Raw genomic sequence first — 19508 nt, 5'->3', positions numbered from 1 at the left:
TAAATAGTTTATTTCAATAGCTTAAATCTGATTGTTATTTTGAAATGCGATGTACTTCAATTTGGAAATCGAGTTCACAGCAAAGCCCCTCTAGGGCAAAGCGCTGTTTCTGCTCTGCGGTAAACTTCCACGCATAGGGAGTCATTTCCAGAAAATGGGCAATATGTTCGCTGTCTTTTAGCTCAAGTTGCGACATGAGTCGTTCCAGATGCAGGCATTCAAACCCTGCAATGCTGGCATCAGACTTGGGATGCAATCTTGGCTCGGCATAAATTTGCTGTTTTAAAGCAAAGTGGTGCATTGGACCGGGGGAAACGGTAATGAGAATACCATCATTGCCCATCACTCGTTGAAGTTCCTCATTTTTTGAGGGGGCATAAATCCGAATCGCCAAATCAATGCTGTGTGATGCTATTGGCATCTCATAGGCACTCGCAACACAAAATTCTAATTCAGGATAACGCTTGGCGGCATACTTGATCGCAGATTTAGAAATATCTAACCCTTGAAAATGACAGGGATGATCCTGCGCGAGTATGTGGTATAGACGATGGCTGTAATAACCTTCCCCACAACCGATATCGAGGACTTGCTGCGCTCTGCCTGCGTATTCCAAGGCCAGTTGATTAACCCTATCGCTCAGCCCTTGATAATAACCCGCATTTAAAAACTCCCGCCGAGCAAACATCATTTGTTTGTTATCACCGGGATCTTTAGAGTTTTTCTTTTGTACTGGTAACAGGTTCACATAGCCTTCTTTGGCTATATCAAATTTGTGTTGTCGCGGGCAGCCCCAAGTGCGTTCGGTCAGCGTAAGCGGCAAGCCGCAGAGGGGACATAAATATGACATATTCGGGCTCTATAATTTCTACTAAACTATTCATTTTACTGATGATAACAAGCAAGCTCAGGCTTCATCTTCCATTAATCGCTCAACCATTTGTATCAACTCGGGGGTGGCGAGTAATTCGAAGCATTCGAGTTTTCTCAAGGATTTATCGATACTTTGTGCATCGTTAGAGGCACGGTTATAGTTCGGGCGTTCAAACATATGAGTATAAGTTCGAAACATCCATTGGCGCTTTTGTTGCAATAATGGATCGAGTCTAATGGCCTCTTCGGCCAAACTGGCATGATATTGCCCTAACTCTCCACGTAAAAAGGTTTGCAGTTCAGCTCTAACCTGTTCAATTTCAGTCATATATATTGCAAGAGCTTCCGATGACGCACCATAATCGTATTGCCTTGCCAATATCGCTTTAGCCATAAGCAGTACCTGCGGCTCATGCAGCACTCTTAAATCAGACTCTAATGGCACTAACTCAAATTTCGAGGCCGATTGTAATGCCAAACACAGGCCGTTATTCAAATCTAATTTGAAAGAAACTCCGGTACGTAGCTCGGCGGCACAAAACTTAGGCGCGGTCCCCATACGGCTGTAGAGACGCATTCCTTGCCCAAACGTGCGGTGAATTGGATTGGAAAATTGGATCTGTTCAGAGGGCACTGAGTTTAACTTAAGCCCCATCAGTGGCTGAAACCGTATCGCAATTTTAGGCTGAGCCCCATCGGCAACCACAATCAACTCTAATAGAGGTGCGCTCATCGCTTGTAGCACAATAAAATCACTGATATCGGCAGGCAATGATAAGGTCATAATTGATGCTTTATCGGCATCGAGGACCATAGGTTCATTTAAATATTGATGATACATAAGACATTAATTCCCCTTTTCAGGCTGAATTGTAACGCCCAAACGAGGTAAAAATCACCTGTTAAGCGATTATCTTTTCAATATAATTCCTGAACCTTGGCGCAGGGCAAATGTGCTTCCAAGGGGTTTCAGTGTTAAGATGCTAATATTCGACAAACGGTCATTTGATTTAAATTATGTCTACACAATTCCAGCCAAGTATATTCTGGCACGACTACGAGACTTTCGGGACCCATCCTGCAAAGGATAGACCTGCACAATTTGCGGGTATTCGAACCGATTTAGAACTGAATATTATTAGTGAACCCGAGACCTTTTACTGTAAACAGGCCAGCGATTATCTCCCCTCCCCCGAAGCCATTTTAATCACGGGGATCACCCCGCAATTGGCCAATTTACGGGGCATTGCCGAAACGGAGTTTATGGGACGTATCCAGGCACTGTTTAGCCAGCCCAATACCTGTGTCGCTGGTTATAATTCCCTGAGATTTGATGATGAAGTGACCCGTTACGGCTTTTACCGTAATTTTATCGATCCCTACGCTCGGGAATGGCAAAATGGCAATTCGCGCTGGGATATCATTGATTTAGTTCGCGCTTGCTACGCATTTAGACCCGATGGGATTAACTGGCCACTAAAAGAAGATGGCTCACCTAGCTTTAAATTAGAGCACCTCACCCAGGCAAATGGTCTAAGCCATGAAAAAGCCCATGATGCTATGTCCGATGTTTATGCGACTATAGCAATGGCCAAACTGATCAAAGAAAAACAGCCCAAGCTCTACCAATATTATTTTGATCTGCGTCGAAAACAAGCGGTTGCCGATCAGATTGACGTGCTCAACATGCAGCCTTTGGCCCATGTTAGTTCAAAGATCAGTGCCCAACAGGGTTGTACTACATTAATTGCGCCCGTTGCCCATCATCCAAGCAACAAAAATGCTGTGATCTGCGTTAATTTAGCGATGGATTTAACTCCGCTATTTGAGCTTGATGTTGAACAAATTAAGACTCGAATGTACACCGCAAGAGCCGATTTGGCCGAAGATGAATTACCTATTCCGGTCAAACAAATCCATTTAAATAAATGCCCTTTTATCACTTCGGCTAAAATTCTGGACGATGCGCAGGCTGCGAGACTCAATATCGATAAAGCTTTCGCAAGGGAGCAATATAAACGCTTGAAGAGTCATCCGGAGCTTAGGGAGAAACTGGCACAATTGTTTGAACTCGATGGGGAAAGTTCGACAACGGATCCCGATTTAATGTTGTATTCCGGTGGTTTTTTTAGTCCCGCGGACAAAGCCAAAATGGAAATAATCCGTCATACCTTACCGCAAAATCTAGCCGCACTCGAATTGCAATTTGACGATGCTCGCATCCCTGAAATGTTGTTTCGTTATCGCGCCCGAAATTACCCAGAGCTACTGGATTATCAAGAGTCACAGCGTTGGCGTGAATTCTGCCAAGGCCGTTTAGCGGATCAAGATTATTTGCTGAAACTTGAAAATCTACTTCAAGATACTGAGGCCGATGAAAGCAAGCAAAAGTTGCTTACGGCTTTATGTCACTACTTGCGAGAACTTTAATCAGTAAAAGATACGTATTAAATCAATTAGTTAAAAACACTCACCATTTAGCGTAAGTAGTCGTAACGAAAAGAGTGTAGTTCTTATCAGAAATGCACTTAGGTACAGGTTTTGAAGCCATAAACGCGAGCTAACTCGCATTTATACTGTAACAAAATTACTAGAATGTTATTCCATGAACTTAACAAACAAGGAATCGGGAAATGCAAGATAGATTCATTCGCAGCATAACCCAGTTGCCAACGCCGTTGGCCGATGCACTTATTCCCTTATTGCATCAAAACTTTGCTGGACACATTGATGCACAGCAGCTTGCTGAGTTAACGCGTGCCAGCAAGATGACCGAAGCAGAGGTATTACTCGCATTATTACCCATAGCAGCGGCACTGGCTAAACCGCCGATCAGTGAGTTTTATGTCGGCGCAATTGCAAAGGGTAAGAGTGGTGATATCTATATGGGTGCCAATTTAGAGCTCCCAGGAGAAGCCCTGTTCCACTCAGTGCATGCAGAACAAAGTGCGATTAGTCATGCTTGGCTCAGTGGTGAAAGCCAAATCGTTGATATGATTGTTAATGCAAGCCCCTGTGGTCATTGCCGCCAATTTATGAATGAGTTGGTCGATGGGGCTAAGATAGCCATTCATCTACCAGCCCAAGACAGTCACTCGCTAGCCTATTATTTACCCTATGCTTTTGGTCCTACGGATCTGAATGTCACTTCACCTTTACTGGCAAAGCACGAAATGGAATTTGCGCTCGACAGTAGCGATCCTATGATCATCGAAGGCTTAGATCACGCAGGCTTGAGTTATGCTCCTTACACTCAAAGTTATGCGGCCGTAGTGCTTGAAACGGCCGATGGTGCAACCTATTGTGGACGTTACGCCGAAAATGCCGCGTTTAACCCCTCAATGTTGCCAATGCAAATGGCCTTATCGAATCTCACTCGCCACAATCGTGAGTTCAGTGAGATAAGCCGAGCCGTGCTTATCGAGTCTTCCCAAGGGAAAATCAGTTTAGTGGGAGCAACCATGGATGCACTCCACACGGTTGCTGCAATTGAACTTGAACATATTGTTGTCGACCCTGTCTGACAATATTCTCCACGGCGCGGTGATAGAGTAAGCACTATCACCGCACTATTTTTTAGTCATCCATTTCGCCTGCTGAATTTCCCTGCGTTCCGCCATCTTTACATAGCAACAACAACGCTCTTCTGCTGACATCGACCGCCAAGCTAAAATTTCATCCAAATGCCGAAAACACCCCAAACAAATATCTTGCTCATCCAAACAACAGTTTCTAACACAAGGATTTATCAGAGGATCATTCTGACCAGACGGCATATTCATTACCGCAGGGCTCGGTGAAATGGAATCGTCTTCCACCGGGAAAATTAAATATCCCCGTGGTAATCTTTCCTCCCGCTGCGATAACCGAAGCTTGGGTACTCTCTAAATCATTGCTATACAAGACAATCAATGGGCAGCCACGCACAAGTGTAAAATCCACATCCGCCTGATAAAACCCGCCCGTGATCCCCACATCCATAAAGCAGCTATACTCTGGGCCATAATCCACATACTTCCAACCAAACACCTTATTAAAGAAGGCCTTGGAACTTGCGATATCACGGCTGGGGATTTCCAGATAATTAATACTGTGATGTTGATTCATAGCGCCTCTGGTAAGTGAATAAAATTCTTAGATAAAATAGAAGCCTAAGCTCCCAGCTTTAGGGAGCTTTAAACCCCAGATTAACCTTGGATCAAGGCTGCAACAAGTCCAATCACCCCACCAAACACCCCGCCCCACACGACTAACCAACCTAAATGTGTTTGGATCATCTCTTGCACTATTTGCTTTACCATTTGTGGCGTTAGCTCATTGAGGCGTTGCTCAACGATATTGGCAATCTTCATTTGCAAATCGGCCATTACGTTGGGCTGTTCAATTTCCTGTTTTAATAACTCATGGAATTCATCACTTTGTGCCATCTCCACCAGTGAAGATTTCATTTTTTCGATAAAAGGTGCTTTCAGTGGCATCAGTGCTTCAGTGCCGCCAAACATAGATAACATTCCCCCAAAGGATGACTGTGCGACCGTAGTTACTAAGGCATCAAAGGCAGGCGCTAAATCCACCTTATCAATCACAGGGGCTAAATCTATGTGGCTGATCCCTTCTTTTTCAGAGAGGAAACGATCAATATTCTCAGAGGTAAAAAACTGCTTCATCATGAGATGGGCAATACCCTCCTTAAATTCCTCAAACCGGGATGGCACAACTCCCGAACCATACAATCCAGGCACTTTCTCAAACAGCATATATACGGCTAGCCAGTTAGTGATAGCTCCAGATAATGCAAATAAGCCCACATTGAACAAAATGGGCGAAGCCAATCCATAACCCAATAAAACACAGATGGCCGCCAACACATTTGTCGCTAAACTCTTATTCAATCTTAATTCCCCTTTATTCCATCAATCAGATGCAAAACTGCGCTATATTAGCAAGCGAATGGGATCTAGGTCTAATGGTCCGAGTCATAAAAAACATCGGCAAAATGCGGACTAAAAAAACCGACTCTTGCAAACCAACAGAATCAAATGGACTGGATGCCACTATTATTTATTATCAAATTTAACAATGTGTTATAAATATTCGTTTATACAAATGCAGCAGAATATTTCCGCAACACTTTATGAATTATGCCAAAGCCTCAACTACACTCTAAGTGACTATTCCGATCTAAGCGGCACCCATCACAATAAGCCAAGCTTAATAAGCAGCCCTCACACTCTGGTCAATGGGATTTAACGCCCTCGATGCTAAGTGTTGGGCGAGATCGGCATGGTGAACCTACGACTTGGTCGGCAATTTAACAAGGCACCCGACTTCTATCCTAGATTTTTCTGTCAACTTTAAGGAAATGCTTATGGATTCTGCTTTTAACACTGCTGGAGCATTAAGCTGGCATGAACTCACAACAAATAATACCGAAGAGGCCATGGGATTTTACGGTGAAATTTTTGGCTGGAAATTTAGAACCGTTAAAATGCCACACGGTCAGTACCATATCATAGAGAATCAAGGCGCTAGCATAGGCGGTATAACCGATAATTTAATTCCCAGCCTCCCTTCCCACTGGACAGGTTACATTACGGTTAACGATGTAGATCTAGTGGCAATTAACGCCAAAAAACTGGGGGGAGAAGTCGTGTTTGGACCGGAAAATATTCCACAGGTAGGTCGTTTTTGCTGGATAAAAGATCCACAGGGAGCCCTGATTGCAGCGATAAGCTATGCCAAATCCTAACCTTATTTTGCGGTTCTCTTTCTTTCGCCTGCGCCCTAAGCGCGGCTCATTTGGGGTTATTGCGTGATCACAAGCGTTAAAAAGTACAACTGTAAAATAGAAGCTACCCTTTAATGTCAGCTTAGGGTTAGATGAGTAACCATAAGGTAATGCTCAGATTTTACTAGAAAAGATGGAAAACAATATGTGTAAAACTAAGTATTATTCGCTAGAATGGCAGCATTTATTGATAGATTTAGCGCTAGTTTGCGCATCGGAGCCTTGATCCTACTATGATGACCCAGCTCTCACGTTTAAAATATGCCTTCGTTAAACGCCCCAAATACCAAAGAGTTTTTGTCTATTTGGCCACGGCCTATCTAAGCTATGTCATCACCCTAGGGCTCATCATCCCCTACACCATAGTGTCCTTCGCGCCAGAGAAAATATCGCAACTCTTAGGCCGCCCAGTCTCTGTGGGAGAGTTGCGACTCAATCCCTTTACTTATCAAGTAGAATTAACTCAGCTTACGCTAAAAGAGAAAGACAATAGTCCATTTGCCGGTATTGATGCGATTCAACTCGAGGTCAACTTTTGGCAATCGGTGTTTAATCAAGCGCTCGTTATTGAAAATGTTCACCTGCAAGGCCCATATGTTGAGATCCGTCGCACTCAACAGCAAGGCAAAGAAAGCTTTAATTTTGACGATATACTGACAACACTGGCGCAAAATTCGGCGCCATCCACCGAAGCAGAACCCAAGGAGCCCACTAAGCCCCTACGCATAATGCTTGGGCAATTCACCTTAACCGCAGGCAAATTTAGCTTCGATGACAATATCACTCAGGCCCAGGTCCATTACCCCAGTATCAACATAAAACTCAATCACTTAGATACTGAGTACACTATGGCGACAAAGGGACAAACGTCAAACACGACAGTCGCCACGCCAGAGCAACTCGATCCTAAAACTGAGCCCGCAGCGGCAAATAACACTTCGAATATTCCCCCTTTGCAGGTCAATAACCACTACGCAGTGCAACTTAAGGATGAGCATGGGGGGGAAATCAGCCTAGCGGGACAGTTTCAACTCTCGCCACTTAAGGTGGTTGGAGATGTTCAAATTGCCAAGCTCAAATTGACACCTCTGTGGCAATTTATCGATGAGCAATTTTACGTCGCCCTAGACAACGGCGAAATCAGCGCGAAAACAGATTATCAAATTGAGTTATCAGATAATATGCCGTTACAGCTGCACTCTGAACGTGGTCAAGTAATTCTTGAGAAACTCAATATAATCAACAAAGAGCAGCAAGTTATCCATCTTCCCCTGTTGGCCGTTGATGGTATTGATACGGATCTGCAACAACAAACAATCCATATCAAACAGATACACAGTGAAGGCTTAGCGCTGCACGCATTGTTTGATGAACAAGGTATTGATCTCGAAAGGCTATTGACACCCAAATCCCAGCTTGCATCAGAGGCCACCAACCCAAAGCAAAACGCAGCCCCAGATAACGAAAGCCAACGTCAGGATGCGGCCGCCAATATTGCCGAAAATACAGATGTTAAATCAACAACCCAAGCAGAGGCGGAACCGACATGGCGAGTTCAACTCGACGGGCTCAGCCTTAAAAATTACGACATCAATATTAAGGAACACAAACTCAGCACAACAGCCCAGCAATGGCGCATCTATCCATTGGATCTCTCCACCCAAGCGATTGTGAGTGATTTAAAGGATCCCATTGATTATGAGGTCTCATTGGCCGTCAATGGCCAAGGCAAACTCGCCTCCCAAGGTCAAATCGATGCCACCGCTGGCGCAATTGCGGCAAAACTACAGGTGGATAAACTCGTATTAGCGCAATTTCAGCCCTACTTAGCCCCCTATGTGAATATCCAACTCAAGGGCGGCGTCCTTAGCACTGCGGGGCAACTCAGTGCCGATGCTAAAGGTCAAGCCATCTATCGGGGCAGTGTTGAGCTGGATGATTTAACCATTCTGGATAATTTGCGTAATGCTCCTTTGGTAAAATGGCAGAAAATGCACATTAATCAATTGAATTTTGACCAGCAAAAGAATCGAATCGACATTGATCATTTAGCCTTTAATCAGCCCTACGCTAAGGTTGTTATCGCAAAAGATAGAAGCACCAATATTAGTAATCTGATTGTTGAGACGCCCGCCGCGCAAAGTGCGACTATCAGTCCCCCAGAGGCTAAGACAGGTACTAAAGTGATAAAAACGGCCTCCGCCCAAAAGGCGTCGAGTGATGTGTCGGTAACACCAGCGGTATCTGCGCGACCAGAGCTAAGTTTGAATATTCAACAGATAAGCTTTAGCCAAGGCTCGGCCTTTTTTGCCGATAATTCCTTAACGCCAAACTTTGCCTCGGGCATTGAACAGCTAGAGGGAAATATCAAGCATTTATCGTCAACTCCGGGGACAAAAGCTTCGGTCGATATTAAAGGCAAGATTGATAAATATGCCCCAGTTACCCTCAAAGGCGATATTAACCCACTGTTAGATATGCCTTATCTTGACCTTGACTTAGTCTTTAAAAGTGTTGAACTCACCTCAGTCAACCCCTATTCGGGCACCTATGCGGGTTACTATATCGATAAGGGTCAGCTGTCACTCGCACTCAACTATCAGCTTGAACGTAACCAACTTAAGGGCAGCAATCACTTAGTGATCGATCAGCTCAAACTTGGCAAACCGAGTAATAGTGATTTAGCAACCAGTCTGCCCATCACTTTAGCCATCGCCCTGCTACAGGATCGAAATGGCGTCATCGACTTAGGCATGGAAGTCTCAGGGGATTTAGACTCTCCCAGTTTCAGTGTCGGCAGTATCATTATGACGGCGCTCACAAATGTGATCACTAAGGTGGTAACCGCGCCATTCTCCTTCCTCGCGGGCCTCGTTGGTTCGGATGAAACCTTAGATAAAATCAGCTTCAGCGCGGGTGATGTTGTCCTCGATAGCAAAGCCCAAGAAAGCCTAGATAAACTTGCCAGCGCCTTAACCGATAGGCCTATGCTAAAACTCAGTATTGAAGGTAGTGTCGATGCCATTAACGACAGTCAAACCATCGCCCAGCGCATGATGAAGCGTAAGTTAGCCAAACTGGCCAACATCCAGTTTAGTGATTTACCGGCAGATTTAAGCCCCAGCCAATTTCCAACCCAAGGGCCCCTGGCCGAGGCATTAATCAAACTCTACGAACAGGAAGTGGCAGCGGATCCACAGTTGATTAAGGACACTGTCATCAATGATGCCAAAGACACCCCATTAACGGATGATGAAATCACGACCCGTTGGCACATTGCACTCTATAACCTGTGCGTAAAAGCCCAGAATGTCACCGACGGTATGCTTGGGGATCTCGCTCAAGAAAGGGCAAAAACAGTCAAAACCTATCTCGTTGAGTCGAAGGGTATAGCACCTGAGCGGATTTTCTTGCTCGAGAGCCGAGTGACACTCAGCCAAAATGCCGCGCAAGTTAATATGACGATAGATGTGCCATAAATTGTTTAACTAAATTGCCATTTTCTATTCAATAAATACCTTAACGCCCAGCCATTGCTGGGCGTTAATGCATCTAGCAAAGGGTTTGCGACTTAATTGTTGGTCAGCCTAGTGGCTTAGGTTACACTTTGGCGCCCTAGGCAAAAGCGGGCTAAATAATCCCTTTCACACAGGAATTAACCCTAAGCACGCTAAAGATTGCAAAGTTGGATTGCAAAATAGCATGGCAGTAAATGCCGATAACAATCCCTATTCCCCTGATTATTTGAGGTAAACATGTTTATTATTCGTTGGATTTTAGGCCGGATCATTTTATTGTTAAACTTTGTTTTTGCACCTAAAAAGCGTCATCGTCCCCTAGCTGAACAACAAAAAATCGATGCTCAAACGCAAGCACTGACCCTCTACCAATATCCAGCCTGCCCTTTTTGCGTCAAAGTACGCCGCGCGATGCGCCGTCAAGGGCTCAATATCCAAACACTCGACGCTAAAACATCACCACACAAGGATGAGCTCATCACCCAAGGTGGCAAACAGCAAGTGCCTTGTTTACGTATTGAGCAAGGTAATGAGGTGCAATGGTTATATGAGTCTAAGGATATTATCAGTTACTTAGACCAACGTTTCGCATAGCGTCAAAGGCGCGCAGTGAATACTGCGTGCCTTTGCTGTTCACATTCACTGCCTCTATTTACGCCACAAATATTCGCGATCAGAATAGTCAAACAACCATTGGGGTTGATACACCACCAGCAATGTCACCGCCATCCCATTTAATAAGGCTTCCGGAAACGCCAGCAAAGGGATCAACATCAAATAATTATCGACTAACACTCCCCAATCGTAATCGGCAGCTAACCAAAGCCAAGCCGCCCAACTTAACTGATGAAATACCGTTGATAATCCCGCATTAATAAAGGCACCCACAAAGATAAAGACAAAAATATGTTTAGGGAAAAGATGATAACTGCGGCTGTAAAACATAAAAGATAAAAACAACGGAATGGCCGTGGAAAATAGACTAAACGCGCCAAATTCCCCCGGTTGCTTCAACACAAAAACACTAAAAAAAGCACTCGGTAGGAGTAAAGCCACAGTGGCTAAACGCCAGCCAAACATCAACAAACAGGTCACTAATCCTAAAAAGTGCAAATGCAACCCAATTTGAATACTGGCATTTAACATCCACAGGCTATTAATCACCACGAGGACTAGCAACAATCGCCACTGTAATCCTTTATTTTTAATAACTTGTTGTAATTCTTCCTTCGGCCAAATGGCATAAACCCATAGCCCTAACAGCAATAAAGCCATCAGTTGCACTGAATTTAAACTCCATTCAATTTGCGTTAAGCGGTTCGACCAGAACTCCCACATTGATATAAATCCCTTATTCACTGCCCCTGCGACTCAGTAGAGCTTAAATGTCCTAGTCGCACTTGGCAAAAAATGCCATAAATCTATGATATTTGTCGCCATATTAAGGTATTCTTCTGGGAGTTAATAACCTAAGAGTTAACGTTTATTATGTCCCGTAAATCACTTAGCCTCGCCATCTTCGGCTGTTTTACCCTTATTGCCTGCGGTAGTGCCCCGATTGACCCCGCGGAATTGGCGGGTAAATTAAAAGATAAATTGACCACAGAGATCAAAGCCGATGGCCTAAAGCTATTTACCTATCAGGCGGCTTTAGTCGAAGATAAATCGAGTCGTGATATGGCTGAACGCCCACTTCCCCATGAAGAGCGTATGCGGCAGATGGATCAAGATCCCCGCGAACAACGTCGAAGCCGAAAAGAGCATGAAGACATTCTCGAAGTTTGGGGGGAACAGGTTGTGCTCGGCCTCACTAAAACCTTAGAAATGACGGGTTACTGCCGTGAGGGCTATTTCGAACTGAGTCGGATCATTGAATCTGGGCGTGGGGAGATCCGCGGCGAATGCAAGGAAGGGGCGACAGCAACTGACAGGCAAAAATTTGTGAATTATTAATCTACAGAATTGATACGATTGCTATAAATGCGATGCGCGTATCAGGGACGCGCATCACAGTCTTGAGATTAAACGGCTTCAGTGAGCGGAATCGCACGATTCTCCAGCAATACTGGTATACCTTCGGTGATAGGGTAAGCCAATTTATCGGCTTTACAGATCAACTGCTGCGCTGCCTTATCATACTCAAGTTTTCCCTTGCAAACTGGGCAAGCTACTATATCTAAAAGTTTTTTATCGAATGCCATGAGAGTTTCCTTGTTTCGCTGCAACCACATCGTGAAGACGGTTTAACAGCTGCTCATCAAATTGTGGGGATAGCTTGGCATTGACCGCCAAATACCACCAGTTTTCTTGTGCAAAATCGCGACATTTAACCGCATCTTTTTCGGTCATCATCAACGGAAAATCTTTCGCCAAATCACATAACTGTTTTTTATCATAGGCTTGGTGATCATCAAACCCGTGGGATAAGGCTAACTGGTAGCCCTCGGCTTGCAAAGAGTCGAAGAAACGCGCGGGATTGCCAATTCCAGCCATAGCGATCAGAGGCTGAGTTTTATCAAATCCCCCATTCACAGCGCCTCCCTTTACCGCCCTCACCTCTGTAGGGAGCAATTGCATCGCAAATTGCCCGTCATTGGCAGGGCCGCCATTAACCACCACAAAATCCACTTGTTCGAGCCGCCAAGCGCCTTCACGGAGTGGACCAGCGGGGAGCAGATGTTGGTTACCTAATCCCCTTTGACCATCGATCACCACCAGCTCAATATCCCGCCCAAGAGCATAATGCTGTAGGCCATCGTCGCAGATGATCACATCGACACTAAATTCGCTGATCAAGGTTTTAGCCGCCTCAACCCTTTTACTCCCCACCACCATAGGCACCCCAGTGCGGGCCACTATCATCGCCGGTTCATCCCCAACCTCAGCAGCACTTGCTCCAGTTGAAACGACTCTGACGCCTCGAATATCCGCGCCATAACCCCGGCTAATCACCCCTGGGTTAAATCCCTTTGCTCTGAGTAACTCGATGAGATAAATAACCGTTGGTGTCTTGCCACTGCCGCCGACTGTGATATTTCCAACCACAATCACAGGTACTGGCAGACTTGTTTGGGATTTAATGCCAAGACGAAATAAACCGCGGCGCACCGCAGTGATCAGCGCAAATAACCCTGAAAACGGCAGCAATAGCCACTGCAGTGGATGACCGTGATACCAGATTTTATTAACGAGTGCCTGCATCTAGTGACCAAATTGCATTTGATACAACTTGGCGTACATACCACCCAATTCCAATAGGGATTTATGGGTGCCACGCTCAACGATACGGCCTTGATCGACCACTAGAATTTGATCGGCGCTCTCAATCGTGGAGAGCCTATGGGCAATCACCACTGAGGTACGATTTTGCCGCAAATTATCTAAGCCCTGCTGGATAGCCTTTTCAGACTCAGTATCCAGTGCCGATGTCGCCTCATCGAGGATAAGCACAGGCGCATCACGTAGCATGGCGCGCGCGATGGCAATACGCTGGCGTTGTCCACCGGAGAGTAAGACGCCATTTTCACCCACTTGGGTATCGAGCCCTTCGGGCAGATGCTCGATAAACTCCATCGCATGGGCTAAGGTTGCCGCTTGGATAATCTGTTCGCGGGTCACTGAACCTGGATAGGCATAGGCAATATTGTTGGCAATAGTGTCATTGAACAGGGTCACCTGCTGGGAGACTAAGGCCACCTGATTTCGAAGGGATTTTAATGTGTAATCGTAGATACTGATGTCATCGAGTAGAATATCACCGGACTCAAGCCCAGTATAAAAACGCGTCACTAGGCTCGCAATGGTCGATTTACCCGATCCAGAACGACCGACTAGGGCTAAGGTTTGCCCTTGTTTTACCTCAAAATCCACTTTATCTAGGGCGAGTCGCTCCTGTCCGTCGTAGCTAAAGCTCACCCCTTCAAAACGTAAATTCCCCTTTGCTCGCTCAACGGTATAAGTACCAGTATCGGATTCAGGCTGGGTATCTAGCAGTTCAAATACCGTAGTACAAGCGGCAATACCCCGCTGAAATTCAGCATTGACCTTAGTCAGGTTTTTAATGGGTTGTAACATGGCCATCATGGCCCCAAGGATAGTGGCAAAGGTCCCTGCGGTCAGATCGGCTTTCATGCTATCTAAACTGGCGGCATACAATACAAATGCCAATGCGAAGGAGCCTATCACCATGATCAGCGGCTGGCTGATTGCCTGTGCTACGGCTAACTTCATATTTTGATGGCGATTTTGATCATTAACTTTAGCAAAACGAGCCACTTCGGTTTCTTGCCCACCGAAGGCTAAGACGTTTTTATGGCCTTTGATCATCTGCTCTGTGGTGGCACTCACGCCGCCCATGGCCGTTTGAATTTGCTTAGAGACTTTACGGAAGCGGCGGCTCACTACAGTGATCACTAACCCCATAATCGGGCCGATCACCAGAATGCACAGGGACAGTTTCCATGAGTTGTAAAACATCAGAACTAACATGCCTATCACAGTCACACTGTCACGGACGATGGAGATCAAGGCGCTCCCCGAAGCTCGGGCAATTTGCTCAGTGTCAAAGGTCACCTTAGAAATCAAATTTCCGGTGTTTTCCTTATCCATATAACTCACAGGCAAACTGAGATAATGCTCAAATACTTGCTGACGCATATCCATGATCAGTCGCGCACTCATGTACGAGATGCCATAGGTCGACACAAAATTGGCAAAACCGCGCAGGGAAAACATTAAAATAACAACGATAGGCGCCATCATCAGTATATTGTTGTCGGCATGGAAGCCTTGGCTCGTTGGCAAGGCAATACCATTACTGATCGCCGCGGGCGTTCCACTAGAAAAACCCTTATCGATAAAAGGGCCGATGAAAGCGATAAAAGCCGCATCGACGAGACCATAGATGATAAGTCCCGTAACAGAAAGCAAAAACATGCCCTTCATCGGTTTAAGATAGCCCAGTAATCGTTTGAAAACTGTCCACATTTCGTCTTTAGGAGATGCTGTCATTGATAACACTAAATTATGGCAAAGTAGCCATTCTACTCTGGATTAATCAAGTCACCAAATCTAAACAAGCGGTTGTACCAAAATGGCGCTAAATCCCGCCTGTAGGTTTTAACGATCCGCTCATTCTGCTGAAAAATCACACTAATTTGCCCTTCTTCCCCTGTTGTTAGATACATAATATTCCGCCGTTGATATCGCTCGACAACTGCAGACTTAGGAAATCCATATCGATTGGCAAGCCCAGCAGGAAACAATACGAGTTCCGGTGAAACGGCATCAATAAAAGCATCGGTCGATGAGGTTTTACTGCCGTGGTGTGGCGCGATAAGCACCTGATTCGCTAAGGATGTCGACTGCATCTGTGCCTGCGTCGTTAATCTTGCCTCAGTTTCCTTCTCGATATCGCCAGTCAATAATATGCTCTGCTGACCATCACCGATCCGCAGCACACAGGAACCATTATTCCCCGCGATGGCTATGTCTGGTGACAGAACCGACAAGTTAAGCGATTGCCATCCTATTTGGTTAGGACGACAAGCCTGCCCACTTAGATGAGGCACATCGGTTATCCACTGCGCCTGCGGATAAGTTTGAGCGAGTACAGCAGCACCGCCGGCATGATCGTTATCACTGTGGCTAATAAAAATATAATCAATCTCTTCAATACCTTTAGTGTGCAAAAATGGCACAATCACCCGTTCGCTGTAACTGAAATTATCACTAAATGCGGCCCCAGTATCATAAATGAGCCCCCTGCCATCCTTTTCCACCACAACGGCGAGCCCTTGGCCAACATCTAATAGATGCACAGTCCAAGAAGATGATTTAAGCGGTAACCATTTAAATAAAACAATGCATATCAGTGGGATAAAGAAGCACCCCATCACGCCATACCAGGGCCAGTATTGATACTGGCGAGGGATATAACGCCAAAGTATTCCCCCTAACAATGCAAAAAGCCCGATGGCCAAGGCACTCTCTGGCACAGCTTGCCAGTGGGCTGGCAAGCTGCCACTGATGTCTAATAATTTGTCATAGGGCATTAACATCCAATCGCTTAGGCGTAATAACCCTATCCATGAGGCTCCCCACAGTGTACTCAGCCACCAAAGTGCAAAGCCCGCCATGGCCAATGGAATAACCACAAAACTAAACCAGGGCACGACAAGCATATTCATCCATAAACTGTGGATGCTCATCCCCCCAAAAAGAATCGCTTGCACTAACCCAAGGCAGAGACTTAGCCGCCACTGAATCGACCAGAACTGCCTTAAACCTGCCCCAAAACGTACCGCAAGATTGGTATTCTCAGCCAAAAGCCGCGATTTGGGGGCCGTTTCTAGGGTGTATAAAATGATCGCTAACGCGCAAAATGACAGCCAAAATCCCGCACTTAAACACGATAATGGGTCAATCAACAACACCACAAATAAGGCAAATAATAGGCGTTCCCAGGGGCTAGAAAAACGCTTTAATAGGCTCAACAACATCAATAGTAGGATCATCACCAGTGCCCGCTGTGTCGATACCCCAAACCCAGCGAGATAGGCATAAAAAAGCGCCCCGCCACTGGCAAGCACTAAGGAAAGCACCACATTTCGACGGCTCGGATTGGGGGCGTAGCGGATCAGTACAAACAAGGCGCATACATAAATCCATGCGGTCACCACAGATAAATGCAAACCAGAGATAGCAACGAGATGGCCCGTCCCCGTTTGCCTGAGTGCCTGCCACCTCTCTTGGGAGATAAGCCGCTTATCGCCTAAAATAAGCGCCAGCAGTATGTCCCCCTGTGGCAATGTCGACAGCTGCGGGCTTAGCTGTGTAATGAGCCGATTTCGTAATGAAGGACTGGATTCGAGCAACTCAGCTTTTATAACTCTTCCTTTGCCGACGATATGCTGGCTAATCAATTGCTTTTGTTCGTTATATCCACCTTGATTTAAAACACTCGAGATGCTCTTAGGCATCAAGGTAAATAACCAAACTTGGCCCACTTCAACCTCAAGGGGCTCCTTCCAAGTCAGCCTTAACTTAGCCTGTGGCCCTAAGATTAAATTTGGTTTAATGATGGCGATATCCAAACTTAGCCAGTCGCTGTTTCGACTAACTAGTGATATGATTTCGCCCCTCACCTGAATAGGTTGTTGTAACACTGGAAGATCCTGCCTAGATAATCCTAAGCAAAAACCAGTTAGCCAAACCATAGCAAAGAGTCCACCCGAACAAATGGGGGCTTTTTGATATAGGATAATGGCCCCAACGAAAAGATAGGGTAAATAACTGACTGGCGGCAACGATGGCCACAACATCGCCGACAACAAGGTGGCACTAAAGCCAAAGATGAATCGATTCATAGTGAATTAAGTTAAGACAGCAATTTCAGCCTATGCCAAAAAAATTAATAAAAAAATATATGCCAAAGCCTGAAACTTTGCGTGAGCATAAACACTTACGCATGTTCGGACAATTACTGCACAACCCTAATCTGTGGGCATTAAACAGAAAATCAGCCCCAGGTGCCTTTGCTGTTGGTCTATTTGTGGCTTGGATACCTATGCCATTTCAAATGGTCGTTGCCGCGGCATTTGCAATTTTCTTTAACGTCAACATCCCAGTTTCGGTCGCTTTAGTATGGATCACAAATCCCTTAACTATGCCCGTGATGTTTTATGGTGCTTACCTATTAGGCGCAAAAATCCTCGGCCATGCGCCACAGGAATTTGCCTTCGAGGCAAGTTTGCAGTGGATTGAAGCCTCGCTGGCCACTATTGGCCCGGCCTTTTTATTAGGCTGTCTGACATTAGGTGTCATTTTTTCGGCAACGGGCTATTTGCTGATCAGCAACCTTTGGAAATACTCCATTATGTTTAAGTGGCAAAAACGTAAGAATAAGTAATTCAATCGCTTATACTCATAATATAGGCCCAGACTATGCTTCTTGGCCTACGTTGGCTTGACGTTAAACACAATGTCAACTCCCCCCTAAATCCCGCCCTAAAATAGCTATAATACCCAACCTGGTTAGTCAAGTACTCACTATGGGATATATACATACATTTAATTTGCAGCTTAAAATATGGCAAGTTTTCCCCCAACTTAAGTCATACTTTATGTTAAACATCGACGAGCCCGCTCACCTCCAACCTAAAATGGCACTTTTTCGACTAGGCTTTAGACCCTTCTTCCTCTTTGCCAGTGTCTTTAGCCTGTTTGCATTGATTGTCTGGGGGGGATTTCTCTCTGGGATAAATGTGTTACCTAATACACTCAATCCATTATGGTGGCATGGCCATGAGATGATCTTTGGTTTTACATGTGCCGTCGTCGCTGGTTTTTTACTCACTGCAGTTCAAAACTGGACAGGTCGACCTGGGGTAAAAGGCTTAGCCCTACTCGGACTCTTTTGTGTTTGGCTACTACCACGGATTTTATTGTTCGCCCCCTTTGGAATACCATTTACTCTGATAATGGTACTCGATTTACTCTTTTTACCACTCACAGCCACATTACTCGCCATATCAGTTATCCAAGTGCGTCAATGGCGTAATTTTGTCTTTATCCCAATCTTAAGCTTGCTCACCCTGCTCAATGCGGCCAGTTATTACGGGCTACTTACCCAAAAGTTTGAGTGGATCAACAATGGGTTATATGGCGCAATTTTGGTAATCAGCATTATCGTCGCCCTACTCGGTGGCCGCGTGATCCCCTTTTTCACCGAGCGAGCAACCCAATGGCAGCGCGAAAGTTCACTACCTTGGCTTGAATGGTTAAGCTTTACCAGTTTACTCGCCTTAACGATGAGTCTGTTTTTACAACATGAACTCAGCATCAGAGTCATCGCAGGTCTGGCAGGCCTAGTGCTGTTGCTACGTTGGAATCGCTGGGGATGGCGGGCAAGCTGGGGAGTCCCACTACTATGGTCGCTACACTTAAGCTATTTGTGCATTCCCATAGGATTGGCATTAATTGCCGTAGGACTGCCACTCTCGGTAGGTATGCATGCCATCACGGTAGGCGGTTTAGGCGGCATGATACTTGCGATGATGTCACGGGTATCCCTCGGTCATACGGGTCGACAACTTAAGCCACCGCGTCCTGTGGTATTGGGTTTTGCCCTCATTTTAATAGCAACCCTCCTGAGGGTATTCGCTGGGATACTCACCCAATGGTCAAGTGAGTTCCTGCTAGGAGCTATTAGTGGCTGGATCTTAGCCTTTGGCTGCTTCTGCTATTGTTATGGCCCAATGCTCTGCCAACCTAGGGCCGATGGACGTCCAGGTTAAGCTTGTCAATTTCTCTGTGACCAATGCATATCT

Annotated in this window: 18 protein-coding genes; 8 read left to right on the top strand and 10 right to left on the bottom strand. The window is 45.6% G+C overall.

The annotated features are described in order from the left end of the window. Positions 1 to 34: 34 nt before the first annotated feature. Positions 35 to 850: a 23S rRNA (guanine(745)-N(1))-methyltransferase gene (rlmA, locus tag JFT56_RS07635; RefSeq protein ID WP_198783066.1), complete on the bottom strand. Its 816-nt coding sequence runs from the start codon at positions 848 to 850 to the stop codon at positions 35 to 37. Between the two features lie 57 nt (positions 851 to 907). Next, the gene (locus JFT56_RS07630) at positions 908 to 1714 is read right to left on the bottom strand and encodes a hypothetical protein (protein ID WP_198783065.1); all 807 of its coding nucleotides are present in this window, start codon (positions 1712 to 1714) and stop codon (positions 908 to 910) included. A 176-nt stretch (positions 1715 to 1890) separates the two neighbouring features. On the opposite strand from JFT56_RS07630, the gene sbcB reads away from it, so the two are divergent. Beyond that, positions 1891 to 3303 carry an exodeoxyribonuclease I gene (sbcB, locus tag JFT56_RS07625; protein ID WP_198783064.1) on the top strand — a complete coding sequence of 471 codons (1413 nt, stop codon included), beginning with the start codon at positions 1891 to 1893 and terminating at the stop codon, positions 3301 to 3303. Between the two features lie 203 nt (positions 3304 to 3506). Beyond that, on the top strand, positions 3507 to 4397 hold the full coding sequence (gene cdd / locus JFT56_RS07620; RefSeq protein WP_198783063.1) for a cytidine deaminase: 891 nt from the start codon (positions 3507 to 3509) through the stop codon (positions 4395 to 4397). Between the two features lie 45 nt (positions 4398 to 4442). Here cdd and JFT56_RS07615 read toward each other — a convergent pair whose 3' ends face one another. The 3 genes from JFT56_RS07615 to JFT56_RS07605 all read right to left on the bottom strand — a co-directional run bounded on the left by JFT56_RS07615 (position 4443) and on the right by JFT56_RS07605 (position 5765). Next, entirely contained in the window at positions 4443 to 4655 is a 213-nt protein-coding gene (locus tag JFT56_RS07615) for a DUF1289 domain-containing protein (RefSeq protein WP_198783062.1), read from the bottom strand. Then, complete coding sequence (locus JFT56_RS07610; protein ID WP_198783061.1) at positions 4630 to 4980, bottom strand: VOC family protein; 351 nt, start codon at positions 4978 to 4980, stop codon at positions 4630 to 4632. Before JFT56_RS07610 ends, JFT56_RS07615 begins: the two co-directional genes overlap by 26 nt. Before the next feature lie 80 nt (positions 4981 to 5060). Beyond that, the gene (locus JFT56_RS07605) at positions 5061 to 5765 is read right to left on the bottom strand and encodes a DUF445 domain-containing protein (RefSeq protein WP_198783060.1); all 705 of its coding nucleotides are present in this window, start codon (positions 5763 to 5765) and stop codon (positions 5061 to 5063) included. 476 nt (positions 5766 to 6241) lie between these two features. Between JFT56_RS07605 and JFT56_RS07600 the strand changes: the two genes are divergently transcribed. The 3 genes from JFT56_RS07600 to JFT56_RS07590 all read left to right on the top strand — a co-directional run bounded on the left by JFT56_RS07600 (position 6242) and on the right by JFT56_RS07590 (position 10773). After that, positions 6242 to 6622: a VOC family protein gene (locus JFT56_RS07600; protein WP_198783059.1), complete on the top strand. Its 381-nt coding sequence runs from the start codon at positions 6242 to 6244 to the stop codon at positions 6620 to 6622. 272 nt (positions 6623 to 6894) lie between these two features. Further along, on the top strand, positions 6895 to 10140 hold the full coding sequence (locus JFT56_RS07595; RefSeq protein WP_198783058.1) for a DUF748 domain-containing protein: 3246 nt from the start codon (positions 6895 to 6897) through the stop codon (positions 10138 to 10140). Positions 10141 to 10416: 276 nt separating this feature from the next. After that, the gene (locus JFT56_RS07590; RefSeq protein WP_198783057.1) at positions 10417 to 10773 is read left to right on the top strand and encodes a glutaredoxin family protein; all 357 of its coding nucleotides are present in this window, start codon (positions 10417 to 10419) and stop codon (positions 10771 to 10773) included. Between the two features lie 54 nt (positions 10774 to 10827). Here the strand turns inward: JFT56_RS07590 and JFT56_RS07585 are convergent, their stop codons facing one another. After that, a complete protein-coding gene (locus JFT56_RS07585; protein ID WP_198783056.1) occupies positions 10828 to 11517 on the bottom strand; it encodes an energy-coupling factor ABC transporter permease in 690 nt (229 codons plus the stop codon). A 150-nt stretch (positions 11518 to 11667) separates the two neighbouring features. On the opposite strand from JFT56_RS07585, the gene JFT56_RS07580 reads away from it, so the two are divergent. Further along, positions 11668 to 12132 (top strand): hypothetical protein, encoded by a 465-nt coding sequence (locus JFT56_RS07580; protein ID WP_198783055.1) that lies wholly within the window; start codon positions 11668 to 11670, stop codon positions 12130 to 12132. Positions 12133 to 12200: 68 nt separating this feature from the next. On the opposite strand, the gene JFT56_RS07575 is transcribed toward JFT56_RS07580, so the two are convergent. The 4 genes from JFT56_RS07575 to JFT56_RS07560 are packed head-to-tail and all read right to left on the bottom strand — an operon-like array spanning position 12201 to position 17546. Continuing rightward, on the bottom strand, positions 12201 to 12380 hold the full coding sequence (locus JFT56_RS07575; RefSeq protein ID WP_007647343.1) for a Trm112 family protein: 180 nt from the start codon (positions 12378 to 12380) through the stop codon (positions 12201 to 12203). Then, positions 12367 to 13380 (bottom strand): tetraacyldisaccharide 4'-kinase, encoded by a 1014-nt coding sequence (gene lpxK, locus JFT56_RS07570; protein ID WP_198783054.1) that lies wholly within the window; start codon positions 13378 to 13380, stop codon positions 12367 to 12369. Before lpxK ends, JFT56_RS07575 begins: the two co-directional genes overlap by 14 nt. Continuing rightward, the gene (gene msbA / locus JFT56_RS07565; RefSeq protein ID WP_198783053.1) at positions 13381 to 15189 is read right to left on the bottom strand and encodes a lipid A export permease/ATP-binding protein MsbA; all 1809 of its coding nucleotides are present in this window, start codon (positions 15187 to 15189) and stop codon (positions 13381 to 13383) included. A 32-nt stretch (positions 15190 to 15221) separates the two neighbouring features. After that, a complete protein-coding gene (locus JFT56_RS07560; protein WP_198783052.1) occupies positions 15222 to 17546 on the bottom strand; it encodes a DNA internalization-related competence protein ComEC/Rec2 in 2325 nt (774 codons plus the stop codon). Positions 17547 to 17578: 32 nt separating this feature from the next. On the opposite strand from JFT56_RS07560, the gene JFT56_RS07555 reads away from it, so the two are divergent. Both JFT56_RS07555 and JFT56_RS07550 read left to right on the top strand, forming a co-directional pair. Continuing rightward, a complete protein-coding gene (locus JFT56_RS07555; RefSeq protein WP_198783051.1) occupies positions 17579 to 18088 on the top strand; it encodes a DUF2062 domain-containing protein in 510 nt (169 codons plus the stop codon). Positions 18089 to 18302: 214 nt separating this feature from the next. After that, positions 18303 to 19475, top strand: a complete 1173-nt coding sequence (locus tag JFT56_RS07550) for an NnrS family protein (protein WP_198783050.1) — start codon at positions 18303 to 18305, stop codon at positions 19473 to 19475. Positions 19476 to 19508 lie beyond the last annotated feature (33 nt).

Source organism: Shewanella putrefaciens, from assembly GCF_016406305.1.
Taxonomy (GTDB): Bacteria; Pseudomonadota; Gammaproteobacteria; order Enterobacterales; family Shewanellaceae; genus Shewanella; species Shewanella putrefaciens_C.
This window is presented reverse-complemented; position numbering and strand designations above follow the sequence as displayed.

What these genes read in the sequence shown, in the direction of transcription:
- rlmA (WP_198783066.1), bottom strand. Translation starts at nt 850, where the DNA reads ATGTCATATTTATGTCCCCTCTGCGGCTTGCCGCTTACGCTGACCGAA.
- JFT56_RS07630 (WP_198783065.1), bottom strand. Translation starts at nt 1,714, where the DNA reads ATGTATCATCAATATTTAAATGAACCTATGGTCCTCGATGCCGATAAA.
- sbcB (WP_198783064.1), top strand. Translation starts at nt 1,891, where the DNA reads ATGTCTACACAATTCCAGCCAAGTATATTCTGGCACGACTACGAGACT.
- cdd (WP_198783063.1), top strand. Translation starts at nt 3,507, where the DNA reads ATGCAAGATAGATTCATTCGCAGCATAACCCAGTTGCCAACGCCGTTG.
- JFT56_RS07615 (WP_198783062.1), bottom strand. Translation starts at nt 4,655, where the DNA reads ATGAATATGCCGTCTGGTCAGAATGATCCTCTGATAAATCCTTGTGTT.
- JFT56_RS07610 (WP_198783061.1), bottom strand. Translation starts at nt 4,980, where the DNA reads ATGAATCAACATCACAGTATTAATTATCTGGAAATCCCCAGCCGTGAT.
- JFT56_RS07600 (WP_198783059.1), top strand. Translation starts at nt 6,242, where the DNA reads ATGGATTCTGCTTTTAACACTGCTGGAGCATTAAGCTGGCATGAACTC.
- JFT56_RS07595 (WP_198783058.1), top strand. Translation starts at nt 6,895, where the DNA reads ATGATGACCCAGCTCTCACGTTTAAAATATGCCTTCGTTAAACGCCCC.
- JFT56_RS07590 (WP_198783057.1), top strand. Translation starts at nt 10,417, where the DNA reads ATGTTTATTATTCGTTGGATTTTAGGCCGGATCATTTTATTGTTAAAC.
- JFT56_RS07585 (WP_198783056.1), bottom strand. Translation starts at nt 11,517, where the DNA reads ATGTGGGAGTTCTGGTCGAACCGCTTAACGCAAATTGAATGGAGTTTA.
- JFT56_RS07580 (WP_198783055.1), top strand. Translation starts at nt 11,668, where the DNA reads ATGTCCCGTAAATCACTTAGCCTCGCCATCTTCGGCTGTTTTACCCTT.
- JFT56_RS07575 (WP_007647343.1), bottom strand. Translation starts at nt 12,380, where the DNA reads ATGGCATTCGATAAAAAACTTTTAGATATAGTAGCTTGCCCAGTTTGC.
- lpxK (WP_198783054.1), bottom strand. Translation starts at nt 13,380, where the DNA reads ATGCAGGCACTCGTTAATAAAATCTGGTATCACGGTCATCCACTGCAG.
- msbA (WP_198783053.1), bottom strand. Translation starts at nt 15,189, where the DNA reads ATGACAGCATCTCCTAAAGACGAAATGTGGACAGTTTTCAAACGATTA.
- JFT56_RS07560 (WP_198783052.1), bottom strand. Translation starts at nt 17,546, where the DNA reads ATGAATCGATTCATCTTTGGCTTTAGTGCCACCTTGTTGTCGGCGATG.
- JFT56_RS07555 (WP_198783051.1), top strand. Translation starts at nt 17,579, where the DNA reads ATGCCAAAAAAATTAATAAAAAAATATATGCCAAAGCCTGAAACTTTG.
- JFT56_RS07550 (WP_198783050.1), top strand. Translation starts at nt 18,303, where the DNA reads ATGTTAAACATCGACGAGCCCGCTCACCTCCAACCTAAAATGGCACTT.